This window comes from Streptomyces sp. NPDC090442, assembly GCF_044769405.1.
Classification (GTDB): Bacteria; Actinomycetota; Actinomycetes; order Streptomycetales; family Streptomycetaceae; genus Streptomyces.
The window spans coordinates 1-24,362 of record NZ_JBIVXW010000100.1; the positions used below are offsets into that span (position 1 = coordinate 1).

24 protein-coding genes and 2 pseudogenes are annotated in these 24,362 nt (G+C 71.7%); 15 read left to right on the forward strand and 11 right to left on the reverse strand.

Going from position 1 to position 24,362, the window contains the following annotated elements:
• The 10 genes and pseudogenes from ACIQU6_RS40425 to ACIQU6_RS40470 form a co-directional block, all read left to right on the forward strand.
• The coding region (locus ACIQU6_RS40425) for a LysM peptidoglycan-binding domain-containing protein (protein WP_403486959.1) at positions 1-504 on the forward strand (504 nt) is incomplete at its 5' end.
• 7 nt (positions 505-511) lie between these two features.
• The gene (locus tag ACIQU6_RS40430) at positions 512-778 is read left to right on the forward strand and encodes a hypothetical protein (RefSeq protein WP_403486961.1); all 267 of its coding nucleotides are present in this window, start codon (positions 512-514) and stop codon (positions 776-778) included.
• A pseudogene (locus tag ACIQU6_RS40435) lies at positions 775-1,020 on the forward strand (hypothetical protein); the annotation flags it as partial. The gene ACIQU6_RS40430 and the pseudogene ACIQU6_RS40435, both read left to right, overlap by 4 nt.
• Before the next feature lie 136 nt (positions 1,021-1,156).
• On the forward strand, positions 1,157-2,389 hold the full coding sequence (locus ACIQU6_RS40440; RefSeq protein WP_403486963.1) for a multiprotein-bridging factor 1 family protein: 1,233 nt from the start codon (positions 1,157-1,159) through the stop codon (positions 2,387-2,389).
• A gap of 117 nt (positions 2,390-2,506) precedes the next feature.
• Positions 2,507-2,740, forward strand: a complete 234-nt coding sequence (locus ACIQU6_RS40445) for a hypothetical protein (protein ID WP_403486965.1) — start codon at positions 2,507-2,509, stop codon at positions 2,738-2,740.
• Positions 2,737-3,048 carry a hypothetical protein gene (locus tag ACIQU6_RS40450; RefSeq protein WP_403486967.1) on the forward strand — a complete coding sequence of 104 codons (312 nt, stop codon included), beginning with the start codon at positions 2,737-2,739 and terminating at the stop codon, positions 3,046-3,048. Before ACIQU6_RS40445 ends, ACIQU6_RS40450 begins: the two co-directional genes overlap by 4 nt.
• Positions 3,045-3,476 (forward strand): ATP-binding protein, encoded by a 432-nt coding sequence (locus ACIQU6_RS40455; protein ID WP_403486969.1) that lies wholly within the window; start codon positions 3,045-3,047, stop codon positions 3,474-3,476. Before ACIQU6_RS40450 ends, ACIQU6_RS40455 begins: the two co-directional genes overlap by 4 nt.
• Positions 3,473-4,009: a DUF6624 domain-containing protein gene (locus ACIQU6_RS40460; RefSeq protein ID WP_403486971.1), complete on the forward strand. Its 537-nt coding sequence runs from the start codon at positions 3,473-3,475 to the stop codon at positions 4,007-4,009. The genes ACIQU6_RS40455 and ACIQU6_RS40460 overlap by 4 nt, the downstream gene beginning before the upstream one ends.
• Positions 4,010-4,138: 129 nt before the next feature.
• Complete coding sequence (locus ACIQU6_RS40465) at positions 4,139-4,675, forward strand: class IV adenylate cyclase (protein ID WP_403486973.1); 537 nt, start codon at positions 4,139-4,141, stop codon at positions 4,673-4,675.
• A 55-nt stretch (positions 4,676-4,730) separates the two neighbouring features.
• The gene (locus ACIQU6_RS40470) at positions 4,731-5,846 is read left to right on the forward strand and encodes a radical SAM protein (RefSeq protein WP_403486975.1); all 1,116 of its coding nucleotides are present in this window, start codon (positions 4,731-4,733) and stop codon (positions 5,844-5,846) included.
• Between the two features lie 127 nt (positions 5,847-5,973).
• On the opposite strand, the pseudogene ACIQU6_RS40475 reads toward ACIQU6_RS40470, so the two are convergent.
• The 8 genes and pseudogenes from ACIQU6_RS40475 to ACIQU6_RS40510 form a co-directional block, all read right to left on the reverse strand.
• Positions 5,974-6,681: pseudogene (locus ACIQU6_RS40475) on the reverse strand (AMP-binding protein); the annotation flags it as partial.
• Positions 6,682-6,823: 142 nt separating this feature from the next.
• Complete coding sequence (locus ACIQU6_RS40480; protein WP_403486977.1) at positions 6,824-7,999, reverse strand: acyl-CoA dehydrogenase family protein; 1,176 nt, start codon at positions 7,997-7,999, stop codon at positions 6,824-6,826.
• A gap of 73 nt (positions 8,000-8,072) precedes the next feature.
• On the reverse strand, positions 8,073-9,989 hold the full coding sequence (locus tag ACIQU6_RS40485) for an acetyl/propionyl/methylcrotonyl-CoA carboxylase subunit alpha (RefSeq protein ID WP_403486979.1): 1,917 nt from the start codon (positions 9,987-9,989) through the stop codon (positions 8,073-8,075).
• A gap of 7 nt (positions 9,990-9,996) precedes the next feature.
• A complete protein-coding gene (locus ACIQU6_RS40490) occupies positions 9,997-11,595 on the reverse strand; it encodes an acyl-CoA carboxylase subunit beta (RefSeq protein WP_403486981.1) in 1,599 nt (532 codons plus the stop codon).
• Complete coding sequence (locus ACIQU6_RS40495; RefSeq protein WP_403487001.1) at positions 11,592-13,286, reverse strand: acyclic terpene utilization AtuA family protein; 1,695 nt, start codon at positions 13,284-13,286, stop codon at positions 11,592-11,594. Before ACIQU6_RS40495 ends, ACIQU6_RS40490 begins: the two co-directional genes overlap by 4 nt.
• Before the next feature lie 5 nt (positions 13,287-13,291).
• On the reverse strand, positions 13,292-14,095 hold the full coding sequence (locus ACIQU6_RS40500) for a TIGR03084 family metal-binding protein (RefSeq protein WP_403486983.1): 804 nt from the start codon (positions 14,093-14,095) through the stop codon (positions 13,292-13,294).
• Between the two features lie 176 nt (positions 14,096-14,271).
• The gene (locus tag ACIQU6_RS40505; protein WP_403486985.1) at positions 14,272-14,469 is read right to left on the reverse strand and encodes a DUF397 domain-containing protein; all 198 of its coding nucleotides are present in this window, start codon (positions 14,467-14,469) and stop codon (positions 14,272-14,274) included.
• Between the two features lie 2 nt (positions 14,470-14,471).
• The gene (locus tag ACIQU6_RS40510; protein ID WP_403486987.1) at positions 14,472-15,257 is read right to left on the reverse strand and encodes a Scr1 family TA system antitoxin-like transcriptional regulator; all 786 of its coding nucleotides are present in this window, start codon (positions 15,255-15,257) and stop codon (positions 14,472-14,474) included.
• Between the two features lie 360 nt (positions 15,258-15,617).
• Here ACIQU6_RS40510 and ACIQU6_RS40515 point away from each other — a divergent pair, with 360 nt between their 5' ends.
• On the forward strand, positions 15,618-15,809 hold the full coding sequence (locus ACIQU6_RS40515) for a hypothetical protein (protein WP_403486989.1): 192 nt from the start codon (positions 15,618-15,620) through the stop codon (positions 15,807-15,809).
• Positions 15,810-15,995: 186 nt separating this feature from the next.
• Here ACIQU6_RS40515 and ACIQU6_RS40520 read toward each other — a convergent pair whose 3' ends face one another.
• Positions 15,996-16,877 (reverse strand): EamA family transporter, encoded by an 882-nt coding sequence (locus tag ACIQU6_RS40520; protein ID WP_403487003.1) that lies wholly within the window; start codon positions 16,875-16,877, stop codon positions 15,996-15,998.
• Between ACIQU6_RS40520 and ACIQU6_RS40525 the strand changes: the two genes are divergently transcribed.
• Positions 16,801-17,172, forward strand: a complete 372-nt coding sequence (locus tag ACIQU6_RS40525; protein WP_403487004.1) for a hypothetical protein — start codon at positions 16,801-16,803, stop codon at positions 17,170-17,172. The two genes, ACIQU6_RS40520 and ACIQU6_RS40525, sit on opposite strands and share 77 nt — an antisense overlap.
• Positions 17,169-18,023, forward strand: a complete 855-nt coding sequence (locus tag ACIQU6_RS40530; RefSeq protein ID WP_403486991.1) for a LysR family transcriptional regulator — start codon at positions 17,169-17,171, stop codon at positions 18,021-18,023. Before ACIQU6_RS40525 ends, ACIQU6_RS40530 begins: the two co-directional genes overlap by 4 nt.
• A 108-nt stretch (positions 18,024-18,131) precedes the next feature.
• Here ACIQU6_RS40530 and ACIQU6_RS40535 read toward each other — a convergent pair whose 3' ends face one another.
• The gene (locus ACIQU6_RS40535; protein ID WP_403486993.1) at positions 18,132-21,224 is read right to left on the reverse strand and encodes an FAD-binding and (Fe-S)-binding domain-containing protein; all 3,093 of its coding nucleotides are present in this window, start codon (positions 21,222-21,224) and stop codon (positions 18,132-18,134) included.
• A gap of 125 nt (positions 21,225-21,349) precedes the next feature.
• Entirely contained in the window at positions 21,350-21,634 is a 285-nt protein-coding gene (locus ACIQU6_RS40540; protein WP_403486995.1) for a hypothetical protein, read from the reverse strand.
• 79 nt (positions 21,635-21,713) lie between these two features.
• Here ACIQU6_RS40540 and ACIQU6_RS40545 point away from each other — a divergent pair, with 79 nt between their 5' ends.
• Both ACIQU6_RS40545 and serC read left to right on the forward strand, forming a co-directional pair.
• Complete coding sequence (locus ACIQU6_RS40545) at positions 21,714-22,694, forward strand: helix-turn-helix transcriptional regulator (protein WP_403486997.1); 981 nt, start codon at positions 21,714-21,716, stop codon at positions 22,692-22,694.
• Between the two features lie 134 nt (positions 22,695-22,828).
• Positions 22,829-23,947, forward strand: coding sequence for a phosphoserine transaminase (gene serC, locus ACIQU6_RS40550; RefSeq protein WP_403486999.1), 1,119 nt, complete (start codon positions 22,829-22,831; stop codon positions 23,945-23,947).
• The last annotated feature ends 415 nt before the right edge of the window (positions 23,948-24,362 follow it).

A 24,362-nucleotide genomic window follows, 5' to 3' on the forward strand; every position in this document is an offset into this window, starting at 1 on the left:
GCCGGTGACGTCCTCGCCGTTGACTGGGAAACCACCGGGTCCGGCACCCGCGCATCGTGCGCGGAGAAGGACGCGTTCATACGTGCGGTGAAGCGACTCCGCCCCACACACCGCGTGATTCTGTACGTGAACCGCGACTTCTGGCTCAACCGCGACACCACCTCCTACGCCGGCGACGGCCTATGGATCGCCGACTACGTCACCGCCGGCCGCCCCCGCATCAAGGCGAATTGGCTGTTCCACCAGCACACCGACCGCCCCATCGACACCAACGTCGGCGCCTTCCCCGACCGGGCCGCCCTGCGCGCATGGGCAACCAGCACCACCGCCCCGTCGAACCACCCCACACCGCCGCCGGCCGCCACGTACACCGTGCGGTCCGGCGACACCCTCTCCGGCATCGCGGCCCGCTACGGGACGACTGTCGCCAAGCTCGCCGCCGCGAACCACATCACCAACCCCGACCGGATCTACGCCGGCCAGACACTCAAGATCGTGAAGTGAGAACCCCATGACCGACGCCAACCGCCGCACCATCCGAACCATCGTGCAGACCGCGGTAGCCCTGGCAGTCGCCCTGCCCGCCATCGTCGACGCGTCCGGCATCCCCGCGTCCCTGCCGTGGGTCGCCGGCTCCCTCGCCGTCGCGGGCGGACTCGCCCGCGTCATGGCCCTGCCCGGCGTGCAAGCCCTACTCCCCGGCTGGCTCCGCACAAATCCGCCGGCCGACGTCGAGCCGCGCGCCCTCGCCCGCAAGGACGGCGGGGGCAGCGCGTGACCGACCGCGACCCCGGCGACGTCGCCCTCGAACTGGAGCGGCTGCGGACGGCAGTTGAGGCTGGTTTCGCCCGCGTCGACGGGCAACTCGCCCTGGTCGTACAGCGATCCGACCAGACCGACCGACGCCTCGCCGACCTCGACACCCGCCTCGACGCCGTCGAGCGCCGCCGCTGGCCACTTCCCAGCATCGCCGCCCTGGTGGGCGTCGTCGGCCTGTTCCTCACCGTCTGGCAGGCGACCGCCGCCCGGTGCCCCCGCACGGCCTTTGATGGCCGTGCGGGGGCGTTTCTGCGTTCTGGTGCCTGGGGCCGCCGCCCAGTGCACTCCGCGTACTCTGGCAGTAGTCCCGCGTCGTCACGACCCATAAGGGGTGCCGGTGAACAGCTACTCGCGTGAACTCACCACGGGCGACCGAATCAAGCTGTACCGCCAGCGCAAAGGGCTCTCGCAGGCCGCGCTCGGGGGCCTGATCGGCCGTTCAGAAGACTGGGTAAGCAAGGTTGAGCGGGGAGTGATCCCCGTTGACAAACTCTCTGTGCTCCTCGAAGTCTCGCGCGTCCTCGACATTCGAGACTTGGCCGAGCTGACCGGCCGCAGCATCGCTCTGACCGCGAACGGATCGCCCGAACACGAATCGGTGCCAGCCATTCGCCGCGCACTGAACACAATCTCGTCGCAGCTTGGCGCCGACCTGCCCGGCGCCCCGCTGTCCGCAGACGAATTGGTGCAGCGCGTCGACGAGGCTTGGCAGTCCTACGAGCACGACGTCGACCGCTACGCCGTCGTCGGACCGCAGTTGCCGATACTGCTTGCCGAAGCGCACTATGCCTCCCGTAGCGCCAACGTCGGAGACGAGGCCGAGATCGCGCAGGCGGTGATCAGCCTCTATCACCTGTTGCAGGTGTTTCTCCGCCGCGTTGGAGAACAGACCCTTTCCCGCATCGCCGCGGACCGCGCGCTACAGCTCGCCGACCAGTCCAACGACCCCGTCCTGCTCGGCGCTTCCGCGTGGAACATGGCCGGCATCCTCACCAGCGCAGGAGACGTTGCCGAGTCCGCAGACCTCGCCCGATCGGCTATCGAAGTCACCACGCCAGGCGACGATGCGTCACCAGAACTCCTCTCCGTTCATGGCGCGTTGCACCTGGCCGCAGCCGTTGCCACCATGCGCGATGGCCGTCCGTCGGCCGCGTGGGACCTGTTGCATGACGCCGACCGCGTCGCCCGCCGCGCTGGCGTTGACCGCAACGACTGGCGTACGTCGTTCGGTCCGACGAACGTAGCCATGCACGGGGTACACCTCGCCGGCGAGGAGGGCGACGCAACCGAGGCACTGCGCCTTGCCGACACCATCGAAGACGACAACCCCGTGCTACCGCTCGAACGCCGGACGCGATACATGGTCGAGGTCATGAACGCCAACCGGCTGAAGCAAGACGACTATGCGACCCTCTACATGATCGGCCGCATTCGCAAGACGTCACCCGAAGAGGTCAAGTTCTTCCCCCTGGTGCGCGAGGCGATTCGCGACCTACTCAAGCGCGAACGACCCACGTATCGGGCAGAGTTGCGCGATCACGCTACGCATGTCGGCGTCCTCGCTGGCTGATTCGCACGCCCGGAAGAAAGGCACCCCGGAACTTTTTCCGGGGTGCCTTTGCATGCGCCCCCTACGGTCTGGCAGGTGGTGAACTCCCCTGCCAATTCGAACAGTCGAGGGGGCACGATGACCGCAAACCGTCAAGCTAGCTGGCGCATCGAGAGGGCGCCTGACGAGCCGTTGGGTCGCACCAACGCCGGCCGCTTCTCCATCCCCTTACGCATCACCAACGGTCAGGAAGTTTTCGAGGCACACCTCGTACTAACCGGCGCCGACTGCGAGAAGCTCGTCAGCGAGCTGTCACGACTGCTGGCCGGCGATGAACCAGCACCGCTCGACCCGATAGGGGGTCCCGCGTGAGCGCCCCCGCCCCGTCCGGATACGCATTCCTCGGTTTCACCTGCGCACACCGCGTCACAGCCGGCGTCGTTGTCTGCGACAACAACGAATGGCGCGAGGTCTCCGAGACCCTGGACGAGCGCCTGTACGCCGGCGCCCCCATCATCACGTTGGCCGCCGGCGGCACCTTCATGCACGTACGGCCCGAGGCCCGGCTGCTCATCTGTGCGCATCAGGCTCCCCAACCCTGCGAGCGGCACAGAACCCCTGAGCCTCTCGTTGGCCTGCCCGCCGGCCTCTCCCCGGCGGCTCTGGAGGGCGAGAGGTGACCGCAACCATGCCCCCCATACACGACACGTGGGGCCTTGTGGGGCCCCCGCCACAGCTTGTGCTCGACGCCGTCGAAACCTCCGTCAGACTGGCGCGCGACTTCACGCGGGAGTACGTCATGTTTCACGCGCCGGACATTGGCGGCGATCTTCTCGACGACGTGACTCTCGTCGTTTCCGAGATCGTGACCAATGCCGTCCGGTACGGCACGGAACCGGGCGACTCGCTGATCGTCGCACTCGCCCACGGACCGGGCCGGGTCAGTGTGGAGGTTCACGACACTCGACGCGCTTCGCCTCGCTTCAAGCCGGAGTCTGTAGAAAGGCAACGGGGCCGAGGCATGTTCATCGTCGACGCACTCGCCACGTGGGGCGTTCGAGAACGGCCCTTCGGCAAGATCGTGTGGGCCGAGGTGAAAGCCTCGTGAGCACAGCCCGGCCAACCCATCCGGAAATCGCCCTTGCGTTGCTCGACCTCCAACGAAAGCACCAGGAGGCGCGGGCAGTTGCGGATCTTCGCAACGACGACGAGTCGATCGCCCAGCTTGCTTGGGCTGAGGACAGAGGCACAGCAACGCTGAAACTGGTTACGGCCGTGTACGGCTGGCCCGGTCGCACACTCGCCGGTGAGGCCGGCGCCGATGCGGCCTGGTGGCTCGCTCAGCACTCTGACGACCCGGCCTTTCAAGAGCAGGCGCTCGAACTCCTTCAGGAAGCCGTACAGGCTGGCGAAGCCACCCGCCGCCACTTGGCGTTCTTGACCGATCGGGTTCGTGTCCGCAATGGCCGTCCACAGCGTTACGGAACAGCTTTCGCCGTCGGTGTGAACGGCATTCAGGCGTTCGAGGTTGAAGAACCCGAACGCCTCGACGAGCGACGCGCCGAGATGGGTCTCGAACCGTTCGACGAGTTCGACAAAATCGTGCGCCTCCACATCAAGTTGCCGCCTACAACGGCGTGATGAGAAGAACGGGCCGCCCCGGAGTGAGATAGACCCCGGGCCGACCCGCCGGGGTCGAGCGTACAAGGCCGCTGTTTTGAACCGCGGCAGGTACGGCCACAGCACACACCAATAACGAACAGGAGATCCATGCACGTCGTCGAATACGAAGCGAAGGCGTTGGGCATCGACCCGGACGCCATGGCCGAGCGCATCAAGGCGGCCGGCGGAAGTTTCCAGGGCGAGCGCCTCATGCGCCGCTACGTCTACGACACCGTTCCCCCGGTGCCGGGCCGTTGGGTACGCCTGCGGGACTCCGGCGGCGCGATCACCCTCTGCGTGAAGACGATCAGCTCGGACGCCATCGACGGCACCCGGGAGACCGAGACGACGGTCGGCTCGTTCGAGGACACACACGCCCTGCTCGGACTCATGGGGCTCACCCACCGCAGCTACCAGGAGAACCGGCGCTCTTCCTGGCTGCTGGACGGCGTGCGGCTGGAGATCGACACCTGGCCCCGCATCCCGCCCTACCTGGAGATCGAGGGCGACACCGAAGAACAGGTGTGGACCGCCGCCGATCGTCTGTCCCTCACACGGGATGAGTTGACCAGCGAGAACACGACCAAGGTTTTCGCCCGCTACGGAATCGACCTCGACTCCATCAACGAACTCCGCTTCACCTAGCCCTCTCCACCGTCCGCCGGCGGGGCCGCCGAGCCCCGCCGGCCAGGAGGCGACCATGCCCACGACCGACCCAAACGACTTACCCGTCACGGTAGTTCCGGACCGGACCCTACGCGTCAAAATCATCGACGCGTGCGGACTCGCCTGTACCTTCTGCCACAACGAAGGCACCCCCGTCACGACCGACAACCTCGGCCGCGAAGCCGGCCAGTTCACCGGCACGCCCGGTCGCTCCGGACGGGTGTCGATCTACCTCACCACCAACGGCGCCAACTTCCTGCCCCAGCGCATCAAGGCGGACTCTGACTTCGCCCTGGCCTTGGCCGCAGTGCGCGGCAGCCTCCCGACCACCGAGGTGCACTTCACCGGCGGGGAACCCACGCTTCACCCCGAACTGCCCGAACTCGTCCGCATCGCCCGTCGCCTGGGCCTGACGGTTGGGCTCACCAGCAACGGTGAGAACGGAACCGCCGTACTGCCCGAGTGCGCCGCGGCCGGGCTCGACCGCATCAACCTGTCCGTGTTCGGCACCACGCCGGAGGAACTCGCCGCCGTCCAGGCCCCGCGCCTGGCCTCGCCGAAGCTGGCAGCACGGAAGCTGGACGCACTGGCTGCCACGATCGAGGCCGCCGACCGGCACGGGGTGAAGGTTTCGGCGAACATCGTGATCCCGAACCATGACCACGTTGCGCGGGTGCTCCGCATCATCGAGGAGCACGGACGGCTCGTCACTGTGCGGATGCTGGTCAACCTTGAGGACGACGGAGCCTCGCTCGCCGCCATGCAAGAGGTCGTCGACCACCTCGGAGCGGTACCCATCCGCCGCATCGTTACCGCCGGCGCTTCCGACCAGCGCACCCGCTACCGGCTCCCCGACGGCCGCACGCTGTACACCAAGAGTATTCGCCCCGTCCGGCTACCAGAGACCTGCGCTGGGTGCCGGTTCAACAACGACCGGGACTGTCAGGAGGGCTACTACGGCGTACGCATGTACCGCGCACAAAACGGCCCCTTCATGGTCGGCGTATGCATCCAACGCATGGACCTATGCCTGACGCTGGGCGAATTCGTGATGAGTCAGCGCTGTTCCGAAGTCCGGGACTTCCGCGAGGAGGAAACAGCTCGGCTTACGGCCCTCTACAGCTCGGCCGCCGCGCCCACCGCACGCTGACGGTCGCAGCAACGCGACGACGCCCCCGCCGGTTGTCTCCCGACGGGGGCGCCTTGTCGCCTCCCCAGGCCAGAGAACCGAACGCTCTGCTCACAATCCTGCCTGAGCGGCGCACGTGTCCTTTAGAACCGTAGATGTGGAAGAAGGGGAGGACCGCGAGGATGCGGTTCTCGGTGCCGTTGGGCATCAGCGGCGCCAGTTGGGCGAGGTTGGTGGCGATGCTCCGGTGGGTGAGCATCACGCCCTTGGGGGTGCCGGTGGTGCCGGAGGAATACGGGAGCGCGGCGAGGTCGGTGGCCGGGTCGAGGCCCGGGTCCGGTTCCGGGTGGTCGCCGTCGAGCAGGTCGAGGACGGAGCGGTGGCCGTCGGCGCGGTCGCAGACGAGGATCTCGCCGATGGTGCCGGCCAGTTGGGCGGCGCCGCGGGCGGAGTCCAGCAGGGCCGCCACGGTGACGATCCACGTCGCCCCGGAGTCCTTCAGCTGGCGGGCGAACTCGGCCTCGGTGGCGAGCGGGTGGACGGTGGTGACCGCGGCGCCGCAGCGCGAGGCGGCGTAGAACACCACGGGGAAGAGCAGGGAGTTGGGGCTGTGCAGGGCCAGCACGTCGCCCTTGCGGAGCCCCGAGGCGGCGAGCGCGGCGGCCAGCCGGCGGCTGTGCCGGTCGAGCCGGGCGTAGTCGAGGGTGGCGCCGGTGAGGGCGTCGACGAGGGCGGGGCGGGTGCCGCGGGCGGCCGCGCGCCCGAGGACGGCCTCGTGGATCGGCAACTCCACGGGGGCGACGTCGGGGTGGGCGCTGCGGAAGACGTGCGGGCGGTGGGACGTCGGCGACGCCATGGGGTCCTTTCCCTGGGGCGGCGGTGGGTGCGGCGGGGGCCGCAGGGACCTTCCTTCCCCTGTGCCGGGTGGTGGTACGCCGGTCCCGAAGGTCTCGGGGGCCGGCGCACCGCCCGTGCTCGGCAAGCGGAGATGCGCGGCCTCAGTACGACTTGGGCAGGCCCAGGGACTGGTGCGAGACGTAGTTGAGGATCATCTCCCGGCTGACCGGCGCGATCCGCGCCACCCGGGCGGCGGTGATCAGGGACGCCAGCCCGTATTCCCGGGTGAGGCCGTTGCCGCCCAGGGTGTGCACGGCCTGGTCGACGGTGTGGACGGCGGCCTCGGCCGCGGCGTACTTGGCCATGTTGGCGGCCTCGCCGGCGGCCAGGTCGTCGCCGGCGTCGTAGAGCAGCGCCGCCTTGCGCATCATCAGCGCGGCCAGCTCCAGTTCGATGTGGCACTGGGCGAGCGGGTGGGCGAGGGCCTGGTGGGCGCCTATCGGCTCCTTCCACACCTGGCGGGTGCGGGCGTAGTCGACGGCCCTGGCGAGCGCGTAGCGGCCCATGCCGAGGGCGAACGCGGCGGTCATGACGCGCTCGGGGTTGAGGCCGGCGAAGAGTTGGAGCAGCCCGGCGTCCTCGTCGCCCACCAGGGCGTCGGCGGGCAGCCGCACGTCGTCCAGGGTCAGCTCGAACTGCTTCTCCGGGGCGGCCAGTTCCATCGGTACCGGGCTGCGGCCGAAGCCGGGCGTCTCGCGCGGGACGACGAACAGGCAGGGCTTGAGCTTCCCGGTGCGGGCGTCCTCGGTGCGGCCGACGATCAGGGTCGCCTCGGCGATGTCGACGCCGGAGACGAAGATCTTCCGCCCGTTGAGGATCCAGTCCCCGCCGTCCCTACGGGCGGTGGTGGTGATCCGGTGGGAGTTGGAGCCGGCGTCCGGCTCGGTGATGCCGAAGGCCATCTTGCGGCTGCCGTCGGCCAGGCCCGGCAGCCAGGTGCGCTTCTGCTCCTCGGTGCCGAAGCGGGCGATGACCGTGCCGCAGATCGCCGGCGAGACCACCAGCATCAGCAATGGGCAGCCGGCGGCGCCCAACTCCTCCAACACCAGGGCGAGTTCGGTTATTCCGGCGCCCCCGCCACCGTACTCCTCCGGGAGGTTGACGCCGAGGTAGCCGGCCTTGGCGGCCTCTCGCCACAGTTCGTCGGTGTGCCCGCCGTCGGCGACGACGGCCGAGAAGTACTCCCGGCCGTAGCGCCTGCCGAGCGCGGCGACGGCGGCGCGCAGGGCGCGGTGTTCCTCGGACTCGATCACGGGGTTGCTCAGGGCGTTGCTCATGACGACTCCTGGGGCGGTGTGTGAGTGCCTACGGGTAACGGGGCCGCGGCACGGTCCCGTTGGGCGCGCCGGATCAGTCGGTGACGACGGCGAGCAGCGTGCCCACCTCGACCTGTTGGCCCGTGCGGACGGGGAGGGCGGTCAGCGTGCCGGCCACCGGTGCGGTGATCTTGTGTTCCATCTTCATGGCCTCCAGCCACAGCAGCACCTGGCCGGCCGTGACGCGGTCGCCCTCGGCCAGCCCGTCCGCGATCCGGACGACCGTGCCGGGCATCGGGGCCAGCAGCGAACCGGGCTCCCTACGGGCGGTGGGGTCCGGGAACCGGGGCAGCGCGGTCAACGCCCGGGCGCCGGACGCCGCATCGACGTACACCCGGTCGCCGTGCCGGGCGACCGCGAACGCCCGCCGCACCCCGTCGACCTCCAGCACCACCTCGTCCGCGGCCAGGCCGAGCAGCCGGACGCCGGGGAACCCCTCGGCCTTCAGCCCGTCCCGCCCGAGGCGGTAGCGGACCTCGTGGACGGCCTCCCCACGGGCGTAGCGCTTGACCTGCGGGCCGGCGGGGACGTTGCGGAAGCCGCCGAAGCGGGAGCGGCCGTGCGCGTCGGCGAGCGCGGCGGCCAGCGCGCACAGGGCGTCGCCGGCGGTCTCCCGGGCGGTCAGGGCGCCGAGGTTGCGGTCGTAGAACCCGGTGTCCAGCCCGTCGGCGGCGGCGAATTCGGGGTGCCGCAGCGAGCGGACGAGGAGGTCGCGGTTGGTGACCGGGCCGTGGATCCTGGCCCGTTCCAGGGCGCCGGCCAGCTTGCGGATCGCCTCGGCGCGGGTCGGCGCCCAGGCGATGACCTTGGCCAGCATCGGGTCGTAGTGGACGGTGACCTGATCGCCGTCCCGTATGCCGGAGTCCAGCCGGACGGCGTCCGGTACCTCGATCCGGTGCACGGTGCCGGTCTGCGGCTGCCAGTCGGCCGCCGGGTCCTCCGCGTAGAGCCGGGCCTCGACGGCGTGGCCGCGCGGCTCGGGCAGCGCGGCCGGCAGCGGTCGGCCCTCGGCGACGGCCAGTTGGAGGGCCACCAGGTCGAGCCGGTAGATCTCCTCGGTGACCGGGTGCTCCACCTGGAGCCGGGTGTTCATCTCCAGGAAGTACGCCCGGCCGTCGCCGGACACCAGGAACTCGACGGTGCCCGCGCCCCGGTAGTCGATGGCCCGCGCGGCCTGCGCGGCGGCCCGGTGCAGGGCGTCCCGGAGCGCGTCGGGCAATCCGGGGGCCGGGGCCTCCTCGATGACCTTCTGGTGCCGGCGCTGGAGCGAGCAGTCCCGGGTGCCCAGCGTCCAGACCGTGCCGTGCGCGTCGGCGAGGACCTGCACCTCGACGTGGCGCCCGCCCTCCACATACGGCTCGACGAAGACCTCGTCGTCCCCGAACGCGGCCGTCGCCTCCGCCCGCGCCGACGCCAACTCCTCGTCCAACGCGTCGAGTTCGCGCACGATCCGCATGCCCCGCCCGCCACCACCGGCCGCCGCCTTCACCAGCAGCGGCAGGTCCCCCGCGCCGGCCGCGGCCGGATCGACCGGCGCCAGCAGCGGCACCCCCGCCGCCGCCATCAGCTCCTTCGCGCGCGTCTTGGACGCCATCGCCGCGATCGCGGCCGGCGGCGGACCGACCCACACCAGCCCCGCGTCCACCACCGCCGCGGCGAACTCCGGGCTCTCGGAGAGGAAGCCGTACCCCGGGTGGACCGCGTCCGCGCCGGCCGCCAGCGCCGCCTTGACGAGCAACTCGCCGCGCAGATAGGTCTCCCCGGCCGCCTCGCCCGGCAGCCGGACCGCGACGTCGGCCTCCCGCACGTGCGCGGCCGCGGCGTCCGCGTCGGAGTACACCGCGACGGTGGCGATGCCCAGCTCACGGCAGGTGCGGAAGATCCGCCGGGCGATCTCCCCGCGGTTGGCGACGAGCACCGAACGGATCTCGCCGGAATCAGTCGTTGTCACGGGAACCTCACATCCGGAAGACGCCGAAGCCGCCCCGCGCGCCCTCGACCGGCGCGGTGTGGACGGCGGACAGGCTCAGGCCGAGGACGGTGCGGGTGTCGCGCGGGTCGATGACGCCGTCGTCGTACAGCCGCCCGGACAGGAACATCGGCAGCGACTCGGACTCGATCTGCTGCTCCACCATGGCGCGCAGCCCCGCGTCCGCCTCCTCGTCGTAGGGCTGCCCCTTCGCCGCGGCCGAGGCGCGCGCCACGATGGAGAGCACCCCGGCGAGCTGCTGTGGCCCCATCACCGCGGACTTGGCGCTCGGCCAGGCGAACAGGAACCGCGGGTCGTAGGCCCGCCCGCACATCCCGTAGTGCCCGGCCCCGTACGAGGCGCCCATCAGGACGGACAGGTGCGGCACCCGCGAGTTCGACACCGCGTTGATCATCATCGCGCCGTGCTTGATGATGCCGCCCTGCTCGTACTCCTTGCCGACCATGTAGCCGGTGGTGTTGTGCAGGAAGATCAGCGGGATGTCCCGCTGGTTGGCCAACTGGATGAACTGCGCCGCCTTTTGGGACTCCTGACTGAACAGCACCCCCTGCGCGTTCGCCAGGATCCCCACCGGATAGCCGTGCAGCCGCGCCCACCCGGTCACCAGGCTCGCCCCGTACAGCGGCTTGAACTCGTCGAAGTCCGACCCGTCGACGATCCGCGCGATCACCTCCCGCGGGTCGAACGGCGCCCTGAGGTCGCCGGGCACGATCCCCAGCAGCTCCTCCTCGTCGTACTCCGGCGGCTCGGCGGGCCCCGGATCGGCGTGCGCCTTGCGCCAGTTGAGCCGCGCCACCACCCGCCGGGCCTGCCGCAGCGCGTCGGGCTCGTCGAGGGCGAAGTAGTCCGCCAGCCCCGACGTCCTGGCGTGCATCTCGGCCCCGCCCAGCGACTCGTCGTCGCTCTCCTCGCCGGTCGCCATCTTCACCAGCGGCGGCCCGCCGAGGAAGACCTTGGCCCGCTCCTTCACCATGATCACGTGGTCCGACATCCCGGGCACGTACGCGCCCCCGGCCGTCGAGTTCCCGAAGACCACCGCCACCGTCGGAATCCCGGCCGCCGACAGCCGCGTCAGGTCCTTGAAGAGCGCCCCGCCCGGGATGAAGATCTCCTTCTGGCTCGGCAGGTCGGCCCCGCCGGACTCCACCAGGCTGACCACCGGCAGCCGGTTGGCGAACGCGATCTCGTTGGCCCGCAGCGCCTTCTTGAGGGTCCACGGATTGCTCGCCCCGCCGCGCACCGTCGGATCGTTGGCGGTGATCAGACACTCCACGCCCTCGACCACCCCGATCCCGGTGACCAGCGACGCGCCCACCGCGTAGTCGCTGCCCCACCCCGCGAGCGGCGACAGCTCCAAAAACGGCGTGTCCGGGTCCACCACCAGCTCGATCCGCTCCCGGGCCAGCAACTTGCCCCGTTTACGGTGTCGTTCGACGTACTTCTCCCCGCCGCCCGCCAACGCCTTGGCGTGCTCCCCCGCCACCTCCCCCAACTTCTCCCGCATCGCCGCCCGCCGCTCGCCGTACTCGACGCCGGCGGTATCGAGCGCACTCCTCAGCACCGTCACAACAGCACCTCCGGTATCTCCAGATGACGGGAGCGCAGCCACTCCCCCAGCGCCTTGGCCTGCGGGTCGAACCGCGCCTGCGAGGCGACCCCCTCCCCCAACAGCCCCTCGACGGTGAAGTTCACCGCCCGCAGATTCGGCAGCACCTCGCGCCGCACCTCCAACCCGGCCACCTCCGGGAGCAGTTGTCGCACCCGCTCCACCGTCAGCTCGTGCGCCAGCCACCGCCACGCGTCCGCGCTCCGGACCCACACCCCCACGTTCGCCGCCCCGCCCTTGTCCCCACTACGGGCCCCGGCGACGGCCCCCAGGGGAGCCCGCCGGGTCGGCCCGTCCGGCAACGGCACCGGAAGCTCGGCCTCCACGGCGACCAACTCCCCGACCGAGAGCGGCACATGCGCAATCTCCACCCGCTCCCCGTCGCCCCTCACCGCCACCTGCCGCACGTCCCCCGCCGCCACGTACGCCGCCTCGAACACCCCGTAAGGGGCACCCTTCCCGGGCGGCGCCGTCACGTGGAAACCGGGATAGCTGGCCAACGCCAGCTCGATCGCCGCCCCGCTCACCGCCCGCCCCACGGCCTCCGGGTCCGGATCCCGCACCACCAGCCGCAGCAGCGCGCTGGCCTCCTCCTGCACCCCCGCGTCCGCGCGATCGGTCCGCGCCAGCGACCAACGCACCTCCTGCGGCCGGCGCCTGACCCGCCCCAACGCATCCTCCACCTGCCCCCGCACCAGCGCCGCCTTGGCGTCGATGTCGAGCCCGGTGAGCACGAACACCACCTCGTTGCGCCAGCCGCCCATCCGGGTCAGCCCGACCTTCAGCGTGGCCGGCGGCGCCTCACCCCGCACCCCGTCGATCCGCACCCGGTCCGGCCCGGCCTCCGTCAACCGCACGGTGTCCAGCCGTGCCGTCACGTCCGGCCCCAGATAGCGCGCGCCCCCGGTCTCGTACAGCAACTGGGCGGTCACCGTCCCCACCGTGACCGCGCCCCCGGTCCCCGGGTGCTTGGTGATGACGGCACTGCCATCGGCATGGACCTCCGCCACCGGAAACCCGGGCCGCCGCACGTCCCCCAACTCCCGGAAGAACGCGTAGTTCCCACCCGTCGCCTGCGTCCCGCACTCCACCACGTGCCCCGCGACCACCGCGCCCGCCAGCCGGTCGTAGTCGTCCGCCGCCCAGCCGAAGTGCGCCGCGGCCGGCCCGCTGACCAGCGCCGCGTCCGTCACCCGCCCGGTCACCACGACATCCGCGCCCGCCCGCAGACACTCCGCGATCCCAGCGCCCCCCAGATACGCATTGGCGGTGAGGACGCCCTCTCCCCACCCGCGCCCCACCAGGTCGTCACCCTCGACATGCGCCACCCGCACCGGAACCCCGACCCGCTCCCCCAACTCCCGCAAAGCCCGGGCGAGTCCGGCCGGATTCAGTCCCCCCGCATTGGTGACGATCCGCACGCCGCGCTCGACGGCGAGCCCCAGCCCCTCCTCCATCTGCCGCAGGAACGTCTTGGCGTATCCCCACCGCGGATCCTTCAGCCGGTCCCGCCCCAGGATCAACATCGTCAACTCGGCCAGGTAGTCACCGGTCAGAACGTCCAGCGCCCCACCCGTCAACATCTCCCGCACGGCCTCGAACCGATCCCCGTAGAAACCGGACGCGTTCCCGATCCGCAACGGCTCCCCCACGCCCGTCACCGCCGCACCTCCCCCGGCGCCCGCCCGGCCCCCGCCGGCCCGGCGAAGGACTGCGCGATCCCGAGCCACCGCTCGGCGTCCGCCCCCACCGCCACCAGCGCCACGTCGTCCCGATGCACCCTCTGCGTCACCAGCAAACAGAAGTCCAACGCCGCCCCACTCACCCGCTGACCGGCATCCTCCGGCCCGAACACCCACTCCTCCCCACCCGGACCGACCAACTCCACCCGGAACTCCCCCGCCGGCGGCGTCAGTCCCCGCACCGCATACGCGTAATCCCTGGCCCTGACGCCGATCCGCGCCACGTGCCGCAACCGGACCGTCGGCACCCGTCGCACCCCCAGCGCATCCGCCACGTCCTGCCCGTGCGCCCAGGTCTCCATCAACCGCCCGGTGGCCATCGACGCCACGCTCATCGGCGGCCCGTACCACGGGAGTTTCTCGCCCACCGGCCGCCCCGCCAGCACCGTGAGCAACTCCGCCCGACTCGTCCGCCACCGCGCCAACAACTCCGCCGCCGGCAGCCGCGCCCCGCGCTCGGCCCCCTCGTCCACGAACGTCCCCGGCGCCGCCAACGCCGCCGCGACCTCCCGCCGGAACCCCTCGGGATCCACCGCGGACTGCACGGCCCGCTCATCCGTCCACAACAGGTGCGCGATCTGGTGCGCGATGCTCCACCCGACGGCCGGCGTGGCCCGCGCCCACTCCCCCGGCGGCAGTCCCGCCACCAGCCCGTCCACTTCCTCACCCTCGGCCCGAAGATCCTCAAGGACCTCCCGAACCTCCCGCGGATCGGCCATCGCCCGGTCTCCTCATCCACGCTGAAGCCCATCTCCCTTACGGGCAGGGCACGTTGAACGCTGCGGTGACGCGGCCCCGAGCGTGCCAGCGCAACGAGAAACAATCAAGCACGCCTGCATGATTTTCTGCCATGGCGTGCCGAGGGGGTCTCGGCGAGGCGGTTCTGCGAACCGAACTACCCCCGGGAAGACGCCACTTCTCCCGCGTGGCGCACGAACGTCGCCCAGGCGGCGAGGGCAAGGGTGAGGTGGGGGCCGCCTGCGTCTTTGGAGTCACGTATGTGGATGGCGTGCGGGGCGCGAGCTACCTCCACGCAGTCACCCGCCTCGGTACCGCTGTAGCTGGACTTGAACCACACCAGTTCGCTGTTCATGCCTAACCTGCCAACTTCTCGATGAATTCCGTCGATTCCTTGATAGACCAAGCCTGCGTCCGGATCATGGCATAGCGCTGCATCAGGCTCCGGACTTTGCTTCGGTCGGAGACGAGCTGGCTTTCCGCATTGCCCTCGACGTACCCCAACCAACGTGGCTCCGGAGTCTCCAACAACACCCAAGAGCCATCAAGCCCTGGGTGCTCCACATCCGTTGGCATCACCTGTAGGGAGACATTACGGAGCCGTGTCCGCTCCAGCACCCTGACCATCTGCGCTCGATGAACGCGCCGACCGCCCATCGGGCGCTCCAGCGCAGACTGCTCAACGACAAAGTGCACCGTCGGCGGATCTTCCCGAGTAAGGACAGCCTGCCGGTCCAACCGGGCTCCGACATGGCGTTCAACTTCCTCATCGGTGAACGCCGGTACGCGGCAGCCGATCACCGCCCGCGCGTACTCCTGCGTCTGCAACAACCCCGGCACGCAGTGCGGATCGTACGAGTACCGCGTCACGCAGTTCTTTTCGAGCTTCGGTAGATCGCGGAAGAACTTCGGGTACCGCGCCTCGTCCAGCAGCGGAATGGCCTCTCGTAGCACCCCGCGTGCACCCAACAGCTCATCCGCCCGCTCCACCGTCGTTGCGTCGGGAATGCGTTGCCCCAGCTCGTACGCCTTGATCGTGTGGGAGGCGTAGCCCAGCTTCTGCCCCAACTCATCTCGACTCATCTCGGCCAGCTCCCGGAACAGCTTCAACTGTCCGGCGAAGACCCGCAGTGACACCGACACAGATCCCGCACTTCCTCCCACCATGCCGACCTCCTCAGATACAGCCCTCACCGCACGTAACTACGGACACTCTCCGTACGCGCGCCACCACTTTTCAGGCTATGCAGACCCGTCGACGCTGGGAGGTATGAATCAGCAGAACCCCTCATCCGGGGACAGTGCTTTGGCCCAAGGACAGCAGGCAGCGCAGGAGTTGGCTTCGGCGTTGGCGACGGCCGGGTTCGTATTTCCGTCCCTCCGAGGCGGGTATCCCGTCATGGAACGAGGGCGGGTCGAGCTGGGCGGAATTTCCGCCTCCGAGGTGTTCCGGCTGGCCGCCTGGATCCGTGAGCGGACGGAAATGCGTGGCGGGCGGCCCCGGTGAAGATCAGCCCGCGTCGGATGACGCTCTCCGTCTACCGGGTATCGGCGACCGGCAAGCGCACCCCGATCCGTACCGTCGTCGTCCGGGCCGACGACCCCACACAGCTCGTCGACGACATGCCGGGCCGCTTCCCACCCTGCGCGTGCCCGACGTGCGGGCCCACCGGCGGAAAGTCGGCAACGGCGTAGGCCGGAGGGGCTGTCCCGGGGTGCGCCCGCAGGATCTGGAGCGAAGCCCCGGGCATTCCTCATCTACAGACCAGAGGCGCCCGCACCGAGGACGTGCCCCGGGGCAGCCCCTCCGGCCCCACTCACGGTGAGAAGCCGCGAAGCGTCCGCCCCCACCGGACCGCAGCGACCAACGACACCATCGACTCAGCGCCGCACCCCGCTCAACACGGCCCCCGCGCTGGCCACCACCACCAACCCAATGGCCGCCAACTCCACCCACCCCAACGCCTGCCCCAACACCAAGAACCCCGCCGTAGCCGCCGCAGCCGGCTCCAGGCTCATCATCACCGCGAACCCGGACGCCGGCAGCCTCCGCAGCGCCAACAACTCCAACGTGTACGGCAGCACCGACGACATCAACGCCACCGCCGCCCCCAACCCCACCGTCACCGGATTCAGCAGCGCCGCCCCCGCGCTGGCCACCCCCAACGGCAGGCTCAACACCGCCGCCACCGTCATCGCCAACGCCAACCCATCGGCCTGCGGGAACCGTTGCCCCGTCCGCGCCGACAACAGGATGTACGCGGCCCACAACCCACCCGCGGCCAACGCACACCCGGCCCCCACCAGATTCAGCCCATCAAACCCCGCGCGCCCCAACAACCCCACGCCCCCCAGCGCCAGCAACGCCCACACCACACTCAGCAACCGCCGCGACGTCGCCACCGAAAGGATCAACGGCCCCAGGAACTCCAGCGTGACCGCCGCCCCCAACGGAATCCGGTCGATCGCCTGGTAGAAGAGCGAGTTCATCCCGGCCAACGCGACCCCGAAGGCCACCACCGTCGCCCAGTCCCCCCGCCCGTAACCCCGCACCTTCGGCCGGCACACCACCAGCAGCACCAACGACGCCACGATCAGCCGCAGCGTCACGACCCCCAACGCCCCGGCCCGCGGAAACAGCAGCACCGCCACCGACGCCCCGAACTGCACCGACACGATCCCGCCGATGACCAACGCCACCGACCCCAGCCGCCCCCGCGCCGAAGCCGTACCGCTACCGCTACCGCTACGGCCACCGCCCAGCCCGTGCGCCGCAGCCTCCGCCTCGGCCGACAACACCTCGGGCGACGCCGGCACGGGCCGGGCTATCTCCCCACCGCCCCCCACCCCGCCGGACGACGCGAAAGAAGACGACGAAGAAGAAGACAGCGAAGACGACGACGAAGAAGACGAAGACGCGGCAGAAGACGCGGCCGACGACCGACCGGACGACGAAGCCTCAAAGGGCCCGGGGGAAGCATTCACACCCCCCACGCTAAGACCCACGATCCGGCACCTGAAATGCCATTTCGCCCGCTGTTATGCTCCGCACGCATGAGCATCGAGCTGCGCCATCTCCGCTGCTTCCTCGCCATCGCCGACACCCTCAGCGTGACCCGCGCCGCCGAACGCCTCCACCTCACCCAACCCGCCGTCTCCCGCACCCTCCGTCAGCTTGAGGAGACCCTCGGCACCCGCCTCGTCGAACGCACCACCCACCACCTCGCCCTCACCCCGGACGGCCTCGCCTTCCGCGACCAGGCGGCCCTGGCCGTCTCCGCCTTCGACCGCGCCCTGGCCCACGGCAGCCACCGCGCCGGCTGGCCGCTCCGCCTCGGCCACGCCTGGTCCGCGGCCGGCGCGGACACCACCACGCTCCTCCGCCGCTGGCACGAGGAACACCCGGACACCCCCCTCGAACTCCTCCGCATCGACGACCGCACGGCCGGCCTCGCCCGCGGCGACGTCGACGCGGCCCTCCTCCGCGGCGAGGTGCACGCCCCCGGCCTGGTCACCGAGCAGCTCACCACCGAGCCCCGGGTGGCCGGCCTCCCCGCCGACGACCCCCTGGCCGCCCGCCCCACCCTCGCCCTCGCCGACCTCGCCCACCGCACCCTCGCCCTGAACACGGTCTCCGGCACGACCACCCTGGACCTCTGGCCCCCGGACGCCCGCCCCTCCGCCACGATCACCATCGGCAACACCGACGACTGGATCGCCGCCATCACCGGCGGCCGCGCGATCGGCGTCACCACCTCGGCCACCGCCGGCATGCACCCGCACCCGGCGATGGCCTACGTCCCGCTGACCGACGCCCCACCCGTCCCGGTCGTCCTCGCCTGGCGCGACGGCCCCGGCCACCCCCGCATCCCGGACCTGGTGACCCTGGCCCACGAGGTCCTGGGCTAGCCCCGCCCCCCAACGAGCCGCGGACGCGGACGAAGAGGCCCTGAGACCCAGCGGCCCAGCGGCCCAGCGGCCGACGGATACCCACCCACACCGTCCCCGCCCCTCCCGCTACCCCTCCCCCACCTGCCCCTCCCCCACCCGACGTTCATCCACCCGACCCGCGTCCAACGCCTCCGCCAGCACCTCCGCGAGATGCCGCCCCCGACGCCCGCCGAGTTGCGCGCGGTCGCCCAGCTGAGCGAGTTGCGTCCGGCAGGAGAAGCCGTCGGCGAGGAGCTCGGCGTCCGGGTCCGCGGCCCGGACGGCGGGCAGGAGTTGGTCCTCGGCGCAGGCGACCGAGACGTCGTAGTGGCCGCGTTCGAAGCCGAAGTTGCCGGCCAGGCCGCAGCAGCCGCCGCTCAACGTGCCCTCCAGACCGGCCCGTTCGCGGAGTCGGCGGTCGGCGGCGTCGCCGAGCACGGCGTGCTGGTGGCAGTGGGTCTGGCCGACGACCGGCCGGTCGAGGCGGGGCGGGTCCCAGTCGGGGGCCAGCTCCTCCAGGACCTCCGCGAAGGTGCGCACGGAGGCGGCGAGTCGGGCCGCCCGTGGATCGTCGCAGAGCAGCTCCGGCAGGTCGGTGCGGAGCGCGGCGGCGCAGCTCGGTTCGAGGACGACCAGGGGGCGGCCGGGCCGCACCAGCGGGCTCAGCACCTCCACGGTGCGCCGCATCACCGCCCGGGCCTGAGTGAGTTGGCCGGTGGAGACGTAGGTCAGGCCGCAGCACAGGCCGGGGCGACGGAGGCGGGGCAGCGGGGAACGCGCCCCAAGGGGGGCGGTGGGCGGCAGCAACGGGCGCAGCCCGGCGGCCTCCAGGACGCGGACGGCGGCCCGCCCCACCTCCGGGGAGAGGTGGTCGGTGAAGGTGTCGGGCCACAGGACCACCGTCCTGCCGCCGGCGGGCGCACCCGCCGTGGCGTGCCGACGCCACCACCACCGCCGGAACGTCTCCCGCGCCAGCACCGGGATCTCCCGCTCCGGCGCGATCCCGCCCACCCGCTTGGCGACCGCGGCCAACGGCGTGCGGGCCAGCGCGTTGAGGACCGGCGCCGCGGGGGCGGCGGTCCTCAGCCACTGCGGCAGGCGGCCCATGGCGTAGTGGGCGGCGGGCCGGAGCCGGCCCTCGTAGTGGTGGTGCAGGAACTCCGCCTTGTAGGTGGCCATGTCGACGCCAACGGGGCAGTCGCTGCGGCACCCCTTGCAGGAGAGGCACAGGTCGAGGGCGTCGCGCACCTCCGGGGAGCGCCACCCCTCGGTGACCACCTCGCCCGCCAGCATCTCGTGCAGCAACCGGGCGCGCCCGCGCGTGGAGTGCCGCTCCTCACCGGTGGCGCGGAAGGACGGACACATGACGTCCGCCGATCCCGGACCCAGCCTCTCCGTACGGCATTTGGCGACGCCGACGCAGCGCCGCACCGCGGCCGAGAAGTCGCCGTGGTCGTGCGGGTAGCCGAACTCCACCGGGACCGGTCCCTTGGGCAGCGGGGCGAAGCGGAGGTTGGCGTCGAGGCGGGCGGGGCGGACCAGGATGTCGGGGTTGAGGCCGCCGGCCGGGTCCCACAGGTCCTTGAACCGCCCGAAGAGGCCGACCAGTTCGTCGCCGTACATCCGGGGCAGCAGCTCGGCGCGGGCCTGTCCGTCGCCGTGCTCGCCGGAGAGCGAGCCGCCGTGCGCCACCACCAGGTCGGCGAGGTCGCCGGAGAACTCCCGGAAGCGGCGGATGCCGGGCGGGGTGAGCAGGTCGAAGTCGATCCGGACGTGGATGCAGCCGTCCCCGAAGTGCCCGTAGGGGGTGCCGCGCAGCCCGTATTGGGCGAGCAGGCCCCGGAAGTCCCTTAGGTAGTGCCCCAGTTGGGCGGGCGGCACGGCGCAGTCCTCCCAACCGGGCCACGCCTCTCCCCCACGCTCGGCTCCGCTCGCGCGGGCGGTACCCCCTTCGTCCGGCAACCGACTGGCGGCACCGGAGGCGTCCTCGCGGATCCGCCAGAGGGCGCGCTGGTCGGCCGGGTCGGTGACGACGAGATGGTCGCCGGCGCCGTCCGCCCGCGCCGCGCGGCACAGCGCCTCGGCCCGGGCGGCGGCCTCGGCGGGGCTCGCCCCGCCCGTCTCGACGAACAACCAGGCGCCGCCGGCGGGCAGTCCGGCCGCGCCCGCCCCGACGAGGTCGGTGGCCATGCCCTCGACGGTCAGCGGGGAGTGCGGCAGCAGGGTGTGCGCGGCGTCGGCGGCGGCGCCCTCGTCGGGGTAGCCGAGGACGGCCAGCGCGCGGGCGGCGGGCGCCTTAACGAGCCGGACGGTGGCCTCGGTGAGGACGCCGAGGGTGCCCTCGCTGCCGGTGAGGGCGCGGGCCAGGTCGGTGCCGGACTCGGGGAGCAGCGCGTCCAGGGCGTATCCGGAGATGCGGCGCGGGAGGCCGGTGGGGTAGCCGGTGCGCAGCAGCGCCAACTCGCCGTCCACCAGCGCCTGGACGCCGTCCCGCAGTCGCGGCGGGAGGCCGGTGGGGCGGCCCTCGGGGTCGGTGCCGCGGCCGGCCCGCACCGGCTCGCCCCCGTAGGTGAGCAGGTCCAGGGTGTGGACGTTGTCGGCGGTGGTGCCCCAGGCCACCGAGTGGGAGCCGCAGGAGTTGTTGCCGATCATGCCGCCGAGGGTGCAGCGGCTGTGGGTGGACGGGTCAGGCCCGAAGGTCAAGCCGTGCGGGGCGGCCGCGGCCCGGAGGTCGTCCAGGACGACTCCGGGCTGGACGACGGCGGTGCGAGCCTCCGGGTCGAGGGCGACGATCCGGCGCAGATGGCGGGTGAAGTCCAGGACGACGCCGGTGCCGGTGGCCTGCCCGGCGATGCTGGTGCCGCCGCCGCGCGGCACCACCGGGACGCCGCGTTCCCGGCAGACCTTCAGGGCCGCGGCGACGTCCTCGGCGTCCCGGGGTGCGACCACCGCGTCCGGGACCCGCCGGTAGTTGGACGCGTCCATCGTCATCAGCGCCCGGTCCCCGGCGGCGGCCGAGACCTCGCCCCGTACCACCGCGGCCAGTTCACGCGCCAGGTCCCGCCGGGCGGCCGCCGCCCGGTCGGTCCCGGGCCGGCCCGTGCGGTGCCCACCGCCGCTCCGCCCGTCCGCGTCCGGCCCGCCGTCCTCGTACTTGTCCGTCTCGGTGCGATCAGCCATGCCCCCAGACTGCCCACTAGGGGGCGTCCCCGATCAAGAGTCGGGGCCGGCACGGGCGGCCGGCCCTCGCCCCGCCCCGCCATACGGAGCCACCGCGCCGCCGCGCTCCCGCCGCTCCGCCCCGCCTACGCCCCGTCATACGCCGGAAACCGGAACACGTTCCGCGGATCGTGCGCCGCCTTGAGCCCCGCCAACCGGGCGCGATCCGGCGCGCCGTGGGTGCTGCGCCCCACCTCCGCGGCGTCCGCCCACCCCCGCTGCACGCCGAGGACGAAGTTCACGCTCCGGCCCAGCCGCCAGGACTCCACGACGCCCAACGCCTCGGCGTGCAGCGCCCGTACGGTCGCCAGGTCACCCTCGGGGTCGACATCGCCCAGCGGCGACAGCATCCGCAGCACGTTGACAGGCACCGTCATATTTGAACCCCGGCCTCCGACGACCACCGCCCCGCCGGGCCGCCCCCCTCCTCGAATCCAGGACGTTGCCGCCGTGAAGTCCGACCGCCTGCTCTCCATCCTCCTGCTCCTCCAGACCCGCGGCCGGGTCCCGGCGAGTGAGCTGGCCGCCCGCCTGGAGGTGTCCACCCGCACCGTCTACCGCGACGTCGAGTCGTTGTCGGCGGCCGGCGTGCCGGTCTACGCCGAGCGCGGCCGGCACGGCGGCATCGCGCTGCTGCCCGGCTTCCGCACCGACGTGACGGGACTGACCACCGACGAGGCGCGGGCCCTGTTCATCCTGGCCGCGCAGGGCGCGCACCACGCCCTCGGCCTGGACGACGCGCTGGGCTCCGCGCTGCGCAAGGTGATGGCGGCGCTGCCGGCCCCGCACCGCCCGGCCGCCGAACTGGCCGGCCGCCGCGTCCTGGTGGACCCCGACCGCTGGCTCGGCGGCCCCCGCCCCGCGGTCGACCTGGACGAGCTGCAGACCGCCGTCTTCACCGACCGAAGGCTACGGATCCGCTACCGCCACAGCGGCGAGACCCGGCAACGCACCTACACCGTCGATCCGTACGGGCTGGTCGCCAAGGCCGGCACCTGGTACCTGGTCGCCGACCGACGCGGCCGACCACAGCTCTTCCGGGCCGACCGGGTCGCGTCGGCGGCCCTCCTCGACGCCCCGGTGCGGCGCCGGCCGGACGTGGAACTGCCGGACGTCTGGGCACAACTCCGGCAACAGGTCGAGGAGCGACCGGCGCCGGTGCGGGTCACCGCCCGCATCCGCCGCGAACGGCTGGACCTGGCGGTCCGCATCCTCGGCCCGGCCCTGACCGCGCCCCCGCGGGCGGACGACGCCACCGACTGGGCCGTCCTGGAACTCGGCTACCCGGTCCTCCCCGCCGTCCGCCAACTCCTCCAGTTCGGCGACTCGTTGGAGGTCCTGGACCCGCCCGAGGCCCGCCGGGTCCTCGCCGACGCCGCCGCGGCGCTCTCGTCCCTCTACGCGCCCCCCGACGCAACGGACCGCCCGTAGCGGCCCCGGGCGCGACCACAGCAGGTCACCCCACGCCAACCCCCGTAACACCCCGTGTCCACACTCCGACTGTCGCTCATCTCACCGGCTGGACGCTCCACCCGGCACCCGCCCGACCCCTTAGGCTGCCCCTCGTGGCTGATATCCAGATCCCCGCTGACATCAAGCCCGCCGACGGACGCTTCGGCGCGGGCCCTTCCAAGGTGCGTACGGAGGCGCTGGACGCGCTCGCCGCCACCGGTAGCTCCCTGCTCGGCACCTCGCACCGCCAGGCCCCGGTCAAGAACCTGGTCGGCAAGGTGCGGCAGGGCGTGCGCGACCTCTTCCAACTCCCCGAGGGGTACGAGGTCGTTCTCGGCAACGGCGGCTCCACCGCGTTCTGGGACATCGCGACCCACGGGCTGATCGAGAACAAGTCCCAGCACCTCTCGTTCGGCGAGTTCTCCTCCAAGTTCGCCAAGGCCGCCAAGCTGGCGCCGTGGCTGGCCGAACCCACCGTCATCTCCGCCGACCCCGGCACCCACCCGGACCCGGTCGCCGAAGCCGGCGTGGACGTCTACGCGTTCACCCACAACGAGACCTCGACCGGTGTCGCCGCCCCGATCCAGCGGGTGGCCGGCGCCGACGAGGGTGCCCTGGTCCTGGTCGACGCCACCTCCGGCGCCGGCGGCCTCCCGGTGGACATCGCCCAGACCGACGTCTACTACTTCGCCCCCCAGAAGTCCTTCGCCTCCGACGGCGGCCTCTGGCTCGGCGTCTTCTCCCCCGCCGCCCTGGAGCGCGCCCGCACCATCCACGCGTCCGGCCGCCACGTCCCGGAGTTCTTCTCGCTGCCCACCGCGATCGACAACTCCCTGAAGAACCAGACGTACAACACCCCGTCCCTCGCCACCCTCTTCCTGCTCAACGAGCAGTTGGAGTGGATCAACGGCCAGGGCGGCCTGGACTGGGCGGTCGCCCGTACCGCCGCGTCCTCCCGCGCGCTCTACGACTGGGCCGAGGACGCCAAGTACGCGACCCCGTTCGTCACGGACCCCGCGAAGCGGTCGCAGGTCATCGGCACGATCGATTTCACCGACGACGTGGATGCCGGCGCCGTCGCCAAGGTCCTTCGCGCGAACGGGATCGTCGACACGGAGCCGTACCGGAAGCTGGGCCGCAACCAGTTGCGGGTCGCGATGTTCCCGGCGATCGACCCCGCGGACGTCCAGGCCCTGACGGCTTGCATCGACCACGTCGTCGGGCGTCTGTAGTCCCTCCCACGTTGTTGGCTTTCCCGCCGCGCGAGTTGCCGGTCCGCCGGTCCGCTGCGCGGGGCGGGGCGAGTTGTGTCCGCTGCGCGGGGCTGTCGGGGTGCGGTGACGGGTCTCCGGGGGTGGTAGGCCAGACTGCTTCGCTTTACGTCTGGCCTACCACCCCCTCCGACCCGCCCCCTCCCGTTGAGGGGTGGAATTTCTCTGAGTGGGGGCTGGCCATTGTGGTCCCCTGACGGTCACTGCCCGGCCGCTGGAACCACTCGCCCTCTAACGGTCACCACTCAACCCAGCAGCCCGAGTTGACCCACCGGACGGACGTGACACCCACCATCTTTCCCACCCACCCACGGGAGGGGACGGGCCGGAGGGGTGGGGGTGCCAGACGTAAAGCGAAGCAGTCTGGCACCCCCAC